General features: G+C 71.9%; 7 protein-coding genes. 1 reads left to right on the plus strand and 6 read right to left on the minus strand.

Translation table 11 applies throughout. The features are described 5' to 3' along the window. Nucleotides 1-910 (plus strand): amidase family protein (locus GT042_RS08870; RefSeq protein ID WP_272925696.1); only part of this gene is annotated, 910 nt, incomplete at its 5' end. Between the two features lie 69 nt (nt 911-979). On the opposite strand, the gene GT042_RS08875 is transcribed toward GT042_RS08870, so the two are convergent. From GT042_RS08875 to GT042_RS08900, 6 genes are all read right to left on the minus strand, one after another. Then, nucleotides 980-3,808 (minus strand): DEAD/DEAH box helicase, encoded by a 2,829-nt coding sequence (locus GT042_RS08875; protein WP_161308159.1) that lies wholly within the window; start codon nt 3,806-3,808, stop codon nt 980-982. Between the two features lie 45 nt (nt 3,809-3,853). Further along, the gene (locus GT042_RS08880) at nt 3,854-4,807 is read right to left on the minus strand and encodes a diacylglycerol kinase (RefSeq protein WP_161308160.1); all 954 of its coding nucleotides are present in this window, start codon (nt 4,805-4,807) and stop codon (nt 3,854-3,856) included. A gap of 73 nt (nt 4,808-4,880) precedes the next feature. Continuing rightward, a complete protein-coding gene (gene tatC / locus GT042_RS08885; RefSeq protein WP_161308161.1) occupies nt 4,881-5,831 on the minus strand; it encodes a twin-arginine translocase subunit TatC in 951 nt (316 codons plus the stop codon). A gap of 43 nt (nt 5,832-5,874) precedes the next feature. Next, the gene (gene tatA, locus GT042_RS08890; protein ID WP_161308162.1) at nt 5,875-6,171 is read right to left on the minus strand and encodes a Sec-independent protein translocase subunit TatA; all 297 of its coding nucleotides are present in this window, start codon (nt 6,169-6,171) and stop codon (nt 5,875-5,877) included. 217 nt (nt 6,172-6,388) lie between these two features. Then, on the minus strand, nt 6,389-6,586 hold the full coding sequence (locus tag GT042_RS08895; protein ID WP_161308163.1) for a hypothetical protein: 198 nt from the start codon (nt 6,584-6,586) through the stop codon (nt 6,389-6,391). 9 nt (nt 6,587-6,595) lie between these two features. Then, entirely contained in the window at nt 6,596-6,913 is a 318-nt protein-coding gene (locus GT042_RS08900; RefSeq protein WP_202532541.1) for a hypothetical protein, read from the minus strand. Nucleotides 6,914-7,053: the final 140 nt, after the last annotated feature.

The following is a 7,053-nucleotide window of genomic DNA, read 5'->3' on the forward strand; positions in this document are numbered from 1 at the left end:
AGCGGCAGCGGCCCGGCTCGCCGCCGCCGGGGCGCGGTTGACGACCGTCGACCTGACGGCCTTCACCGAGGCCGCCGCGATGCTCTACGAGGGAGCCTTCGTCGCCGAGCGGTACACCGCCGTCGGCGCGTTCGTCGGCAAGGGCTCCCCCGACCTCGACCCGACCGTCGCCGCGATCGTCCGCCGGGCCCGTGACATCCCCGCACACCGGTTGTACGCGGACCAGGCCGCCCTCGCCGCACTGCGGGCGACCGCGCTGACCGCCCTCGGCGACGCGGACGCGCTCCTGCTGCCCACCACCCCCGGCCATCCCACCCTCGCCGAGGTGGCGGCCGACCCGCTGGGCGCCAACGCCCGCCTCGGCCGGTTCACCAACTCCACCAACCTCTTCGACCTGGCGGCGGTGGCGGTCCCGGGCGACGAGGTGGCCGGCCGCCCGTTCGGCGTGATGCTCGTGGGCCCGGCGGGCACGGACGAGAACCTGGCCACCGTCGCGGCCCTGCTCACCCCGCCCACCCAGGTCGCGGTGGTGGGCGCCCACCTGACGGGCCAACCACTGAACCCCCAACTCCTCGCCTTGGGCGCCCGCTTGATCCGTACCACCACCACGGCCCCGGTCTACCGCCTGCACGCCCTGCGCACCGACCCGCCCAAACCGGGCCTGGTCCACACCGGGCACACCGGCCGCACCGGCACCCGGGAAGGCCACGCCATCGAGGTCGAGATCTGGCAGCTGCCGCCCGAGGGCCTCGGCGCCCTGACGGCCGCGCTCCCCCGCCCGATGACCCTGGGCCGCGTCGAACTGTCCGACACCACCACCGTCCCCGGCTTCCTCTGCGAACCCTCCGCGCTGGAGGACAGCGACGACATCAGCCGGTACGGCGGCTGGCGCGCCTACCTCACCCGCTGACACGCAAAAAGCCGTCCCCCGGGCCGAGAAGGACCCGGCCCGGGGGACGGCTGGGGCCGTTGACGCCCCTCACCCCACCGAGCTGTACGCCACCACCCCGCGCAGCACCGCGTCCACCGCCTTGCGCGCGTTCTTCGCGACCGTGCTGTTCTCCCGGGGCGCCGCCGCCGCGACCTGCCCCAGCACGTCGATGACCTGCTTGCACCAGCGGACGAAGTCACCCGCCGGCATCTCCGCGTCCCGCAGCACCTCGTCCAGGCCCTTGCCGGAGGCCCACCGGTGCACGGCCCAGGCGAAACCGAGGTCGGGCTCGCGCTGTCCGACCCCCTCCGCCTGGTTGATCTTGAAGTCCTCCTCCAGGGCGTCGAGACGGCCCCAGATGCGGACCATCTCGCCCAGCGCCACCTTCGCGTTGCCCGCAGGGACCTTGGGCGGCCCCGCGTCGTCCGCCTGCCGGGACTCGTACACCAGCGCCGAGACACACGCCGCCAGCTCGGCCGGGCCCAACCCCTCCCAGACGCCTTCGCGCAGGCATTCGCTCGCGAGGAGGTCCAGCTCGCCGTAGAGCCGGGCCAGCCGCTTGCCGTGCTGGGTGACGTCGTCGCCGCGCAGATAGTCCAGCTCGGTGAGGAGCGCCACAATCCGGTCGAACGTACGGGCGATGGTGTTCGTACGCCCCTCGATCCGGTTCTCCAGCTGGCGCGTGTCCCGCTGGAGCCGGTGGTACCGCTCGGCCCAGCGCGCGTGGTCCTCCCGCTCGTCGCAGCCGTGGCACGGGTGGGCGCGCAGCTCCGTGCGGAGCCGGGCGATCTCCCGGTCGTCCGCGGCGGCGGCCCGCTCCCTGCGGTGCCGCTCGGGCACGATGTGACCGGCCTTCGAGCGCAGCGCGGACGCGAGGTCGCGCCGGGACTGCGGGGCGCGCGCGTTGAACGACTTCGGGATCCGCATCCGCTCCAGCACCTCCACGGGCACCGGGAAGTCCATCGACGCCAGCCGCTTGACCTGCCGCTCGGCGGTGAGGACCAGCGGACGGGGACCGTCCTGGTACTCCATCCCCCGATGGCCGTTGGCCCGCCCCGCCGGCACGCCGGGGTCGAGGACCAGCGCGAGGCCGGCGAACTTCCCCGTCGGTACGTGGATGACGTCGCCGGGCTTGAGCCGCTCCAGCGACGACGCGGCGGCGGCCCTGCGCTGGGCCGCGCCCTGCTTGGCCAGGTCCGTCTCGCGGTCCTTGAGGTCGCGGCGCAGCCGCGCGTACTCCTCGAAGTCCCCGAGGTGGCAGGTCATGCCCGCCTTGTAGCCGTCCAGGCCCTCCTCGTTCTTCTGCACCTGCCGGGAGATCCCGACGACCGACCTGTCGGCCTGGAACTGCGCGAAGGACGTCTCCAGCAGCTCGCGCGAGCGGTGCCGCCCGAACTGCTGGGTGAGGTTGACCGCCATGTTGTACGAGGGGCGGAAGCTGGAGCGCAGGGGGTACGTCCTGGTCCCGGCCAGGCCGGCCAGCGCTCCCGGGTCCATGCCGCGCTGCCAGAGCACCACGGCGTGCCCCTCGACGTCGATGCCCCGGCGCCCGGCGCGGCCGGTCAGCTGGGTGTACTCGCCGGGGGTGATGTCCGCGTGCTGCTCGCCGTTCCACTTGACGAGCTTCTCCAGGACCACGGACCGCGCGGGCATGTTGATGCCCAGGGCGAGGGTCTCGGTGGCGAAGACCGCCTTGACCAGGCCCTTGACGAACAGCTCCTCCACGACCTCCTTGAAGGTCGGCAGCATGCCCGCGTGGTGCGCGGCGATGCCCCGCTCCAGGCCCTCCAGCCATTCGTAGTACCCGAGGACGTGCAGGTCCTCGCCGGGGATGGAGGCCGTGCGCTCCTCGACGATCTCGCGGACCTGCTGCCGCTGCTCGTCGTTGTTGAGCCGCAGCCCGGCGAACATGCACTGCTGTACGGCGGCCTCGCAGGCGGCGCGGCTGAAGATGAACGTGATCGCGGGCAGCAGGCCCTCGGCCGCCAGCCGCTCGATGACCTCGGGCCGCGAGGGCGTCCAGATCCGGCTGCGCTGTCTGCGCTCGCGCTCCCGGTCCGCCTCGCGGACCATCTTGCCGCGGCGGCGGTCGCGCGGGTTGTACGTGCGCTGGTTCTCCATCCGGGCCAGCCGGACCAGGTCGGGGTTGGTCTCCCGCTTGCCCACGCCCCGGCCGCCGTGGTCGCTCCCCTCCTCGAACAGGTCGTACATCCGCCGGCCCGCCATCACGTGCTGCCACAGCGGCACGGGGCGGTGCTCGGAGACGATCACCTGGGTGTCCCCGCGGACGGTGTCCAGCCAGTCGCCGAACTCCTCCGCGTTCGACACCGTCGCCGACAGCGAGACCAGCGTGACCGACTCGGGGAGGTGGATGATCACCTCTTCCCAGACGGCGCCCCGGAAGCGGTCGGAGAGGTAGTGCACCTCGTCCATCACCACGTAACCGAGGCCGAGGAGCGCCTGCGAGCCCGCGTACAGCATGTTCCGCAGGACTTCCGTGGTCATGACGACCACCGGCGCGTCCGAATTGACGCTGTTGTCCCCGGTCAGCAGGCCCACCTTGTCGGCGCCGTAGCGCTTGCACAGGTCGGCGTACTTCTGGTTGGACAGCGCCTTGATCGGCGTCGTGTAGAAACACTTCCGGCCCTCGGCCAGGGCCAGGTGCACGGCGAACTCGCCGACGATGGTCTTGCCCGACCCGGTGGGCGCCGCGACGAGCACGCCCTTTCCGGCTTCCAGTGCCTCGCAGGCCTCGATCTGGAACGGGTCCAGCCCGAAGTCGTACATCTCACGGAAGGGGGCGAGCGCCGTGGCCTGCTCGGCGGCGCGGATCCGGGAAGCGGCGTACCGCTCGGCTGGGGAGAGGTCCTCTGTCATCTTGCTGTCGAGCCTACCCGTCACCTCTGACAGTCAGCCCGATCTTTATCCGTCCTTGGAAAGCGCCTCCGGCGAGCTCTCCGCGCGCAGGACCCGTACCGCGCCCGGGACACAGACGGCGGTGAGCGGCAGCGGGCCGAGCGGTTCGCCGTCCGCGTAGCCCGTGAGCCCGGGCGCGGCCAGCGTCACCCGGGCGGCGCGGTGGACGGTGACGGCGGGGTGGCTCAGGTGGGTGCCCCGGTAGACCCGCGGGAAGACGGTGAGCAGGGTCGTACGGGAACAGCTTCCGACGACCGTCACGTCGAAGAGACCGTCGTCGGTGCGCGCGCCGGCGCAGATGCGCATGCCGCCGCCGTACGAGGAGCCGTTTCCGACGGCGACGAGGGTGGCCTCGATCTCCCGCTCGGCGCCGCCGTCCAGGGTGAGGCGGTACGGCACGGGCCGGAAGGCGGCCAGCTCGGCGAGCATCGCGAGGTCGTACTTGGCGCGCCCGCGCGGCCACCGCATCCGGTTGCCCCGGTCGCTGACCCGGGAGTCGAAGCCGGTGGCCAGGACCGTGCCGAACCAGGTCCCGCCGGGCAGTCCCTCTTCACCGGCGGACCCGCCCGCCCTCCCCAGGTCCACGAGGGACCCCCCGTCCCGCTTGAACGCGCCGGCGGCGAGACGGCCCGCGGCGGCCGGGTCGCGGAAGGGCAGTCCGAGGGTCCTGGCGAAGTCGTTGCCGGTGCCGACGGCGATCACGCCGAGCGGGGTGGCCGTACCGGCGACGGCTTGGAGGGCGAGGGAGACCATCCCGTCGCCGCCTACGGCGACGAGCGCGCCGGTCCCGCCGGCGACGGCGTCCCGCGCGCGCCGCAGCGCGTCGGCGGCGTCCGTGCCGGTGACGGTGGTGACGGAGAGGCCGGCGTCCCGGAACGCCGAAGCGGCCGGCCGCGCGGCGTGCGCGCCCCGGCCGCGTCCCGCGGTGGGATTGACGAGGAGGGTGACCTCCCCGGTCACGGCCGCCCCCACGGCCAGGACCGCCGGTGGCGCCCGTGGAGTCCGTGACGCCCATGGAGAGCGACGGCCGGTCTCACGTCACGTCGTCGTATCCGTTGACCCGGTGGTTCCGGCCGCCGTCGGACTGCTCGGGCAGCATCGGCACGGATCCGACGGGCTCGATCCCGCCGACCGGCTCGGGGGTCAGATCGAGGTCGGACGCCTCGTCGTCGTCCAGACCGGCGTCCGGGTTGTTGCGCCGCCTGCGCCGGTCGTTGAGCAGGCAGATGCCCAGCGCGATGAAGTACAGCAGCACGATGGGCGCCGCCAGCGACAGCATCGTGAGCGGATCGCCGGTCGGGGTCGCGAACGCGGCGAAGAGCGTGATCCCCACGATCATGATCCGCCACCAGGAGGCGAGCCGCTTCGCGGTGAGCACCCCGGTGAAGTTGAGCAGGACCAGCAGCAGGGGCAGCTCGAAGGCGAGCCCGAAGACGATCACCATCCGCACGACGAGGTCGAGGTACTCGTCGACGGGCAGCAGGTTGCGCGCGTCGTCCGGAGTGAACTCCAGCAGGATCTGCGCGGTCTGGGGAAGGATCTTGTACGCGAGGACGGCACCGGCCAGGAAGAGGGGCACCCCGGCTCCGACGAAGGAGAGGGCGTACCGCTTCTCGTGGCGGTGCAGACCGGGCGCGAGGAAGGCCCAGAGCTGGTAGAGCCAGACCGGGGTGGAGAGCACCACACCCGCGACGAGCGAGACCTTCAGCGCGATGGAGAAGGGCGCGATCAGGCCGTTCACGGTCATGTCCGCGCACGGCCTGCCGTTCACCTGCCTGCGCGCGCCGTCGACACAGCCGACCGAGTCGAGGATCGGCTTCAGCATGAAGTCGATCAGGTCCTTGTAGTAGAACGCGGCGACGACGGTGATGACCATGATCGCCAACACCGCCTTCAGCAGGCGGTTTCGCAGCTCACGCAGGTGCTCCTTGAGGGGCATGCGCCCCTCGGCGTCCTTCTCCTGCTTGCGGGCAGACTTGAGCAACCCACGTTCCTCGTCTCGTAACAGCAGCCGTCGGTGGGGAGGTTCAGCCCTGGGTGGTGCGGTTCGGCTCGGTGACCGGACGGGAGCTGGTGACATCACCGGGAGCGGCTTGGATCGTCCGTGCGACGGGCTGCTGCTGGGCGGTCGGGTCGACCACCGTTTCGGCCACGGGCGGCACCGGCACGTCGTCGTCCTTCTTCATCGCCTTCGCCTCGCTCTTGAGGATGCGGGCGGACTTGCCGAGCGAACGCGCCATGTCGGGAAGCTTCTTGGCACCGAACAGCAACAGGATGACAACGATGATCAGAACGATCTCGAGCGGCTTCAGATTGCCGATCATGTGCGACTTCCTTCTCACTGAGGCGGCTGGGAGGGTGCTGCCCCTACCACCGGACCGAGGTCACGTCATGGTGCTGTCAGCGATCGTAACCCGAGTGGGTAAACGCGGGGCAATGCCTGCGCATACTCCCCGCGGGGGCCCACGCCTCGTCGGGGCCACGGTCAGAGCGTACCGTCCGGTCCTGTGAATCAGGAGGGGGCGGTCACCACCACCTGCCTCAGCGCAACGCGTCGCCGGTCGCCGCGAGGCGGGTCGCCGCGTGTTCCAGATCCTCCGCCGCGCGGTTGATCCGGTCCGTCGTGATCGCGACCTGACGGCCCAGCCGCCGCACTTCGAGGAAGACACGGATCGCCAGGACGCCGAGCACGGCGATCCCGCAGAAACCGAGGGCGATGGCGAGCATGGGCCAGAACATGCCCAGAGCCTAGCCCGTCGGGCCGGGCCCGGCGGGTACGGGTGGAGCGGGTACGGGCGGGCCGGCGGGCACCGCGGCCGCCAGCCGGAGCGTGCGCACCCCGCCGCGGGTGAGCAGTTCGACTATCCGCTCCCCCGCGGGCTTGCGCACCGCCGCGTCGCACTCGGGGCACACGAACGAGTAGAACGTGGTGCGCCGGCTCGCCCCTATCGCCAGGCGCAGCGCGCCCGCGGAGAGTTCGAAGCAGGCACGGCACTCCGGGCAGGCCGCCTTGAAAAGGACCGGGCCCACCATGGAGAGTTCGGACATCTCAGACATTGCCGACATCTTTCATTCTCTCGCCAACTCGACCAATTCCGACCTTCACCGGCCACCGGCCGTCACCGGCCCTCACCGGCCTCCGCCGCCGGCCTTCACGGGCCTACGCGTCGTCCCCGTAGGCCGCCAGCGCCTCACGCGCCGCCGAC

Source organism: Streptomyces sp. SID3212 (genome assembly GCF_009865405.1).
Classification (GTDB): domain Bacteria; phylum Actinomycetota; class Actinomycetes; order Streptomycetales; family Streptomycetaceae; genus Streptomyces.

Excerpts from the sequence above, each read along its gene's own strand:
- GT042_RS08875 (WP_161308159.1), bottom strand. The coding sequence starts at position 3,808 with ATGACAGAGGACCTCTCCCCAGCCGAGCGGTACGCCGCTTCCCGGATC.
- tatA (WP_161308162.1), bottom strand. The coding sequence starts at position 6,171 with ATGATCGGCAATCTGAAGCCGCTCGAGATCGTTCTGATCATCGTTGTC.
- GT042_RS08895 (WP_161308163.1), bottom strand. The coding sequence starts at position 6,586 with ATGTTCTGGCCCATGCTCGCCATCGCCCTCGGTTTCTGCGGGATCGCC.
- GT042_RS08900 (WP_202532541.1), bottom strand. The coding sequence starts at position 6,913 with ATGTCGGCAATGTCTGAGATGTCCGAACTCTCCATGGTGGGCCCGGTC.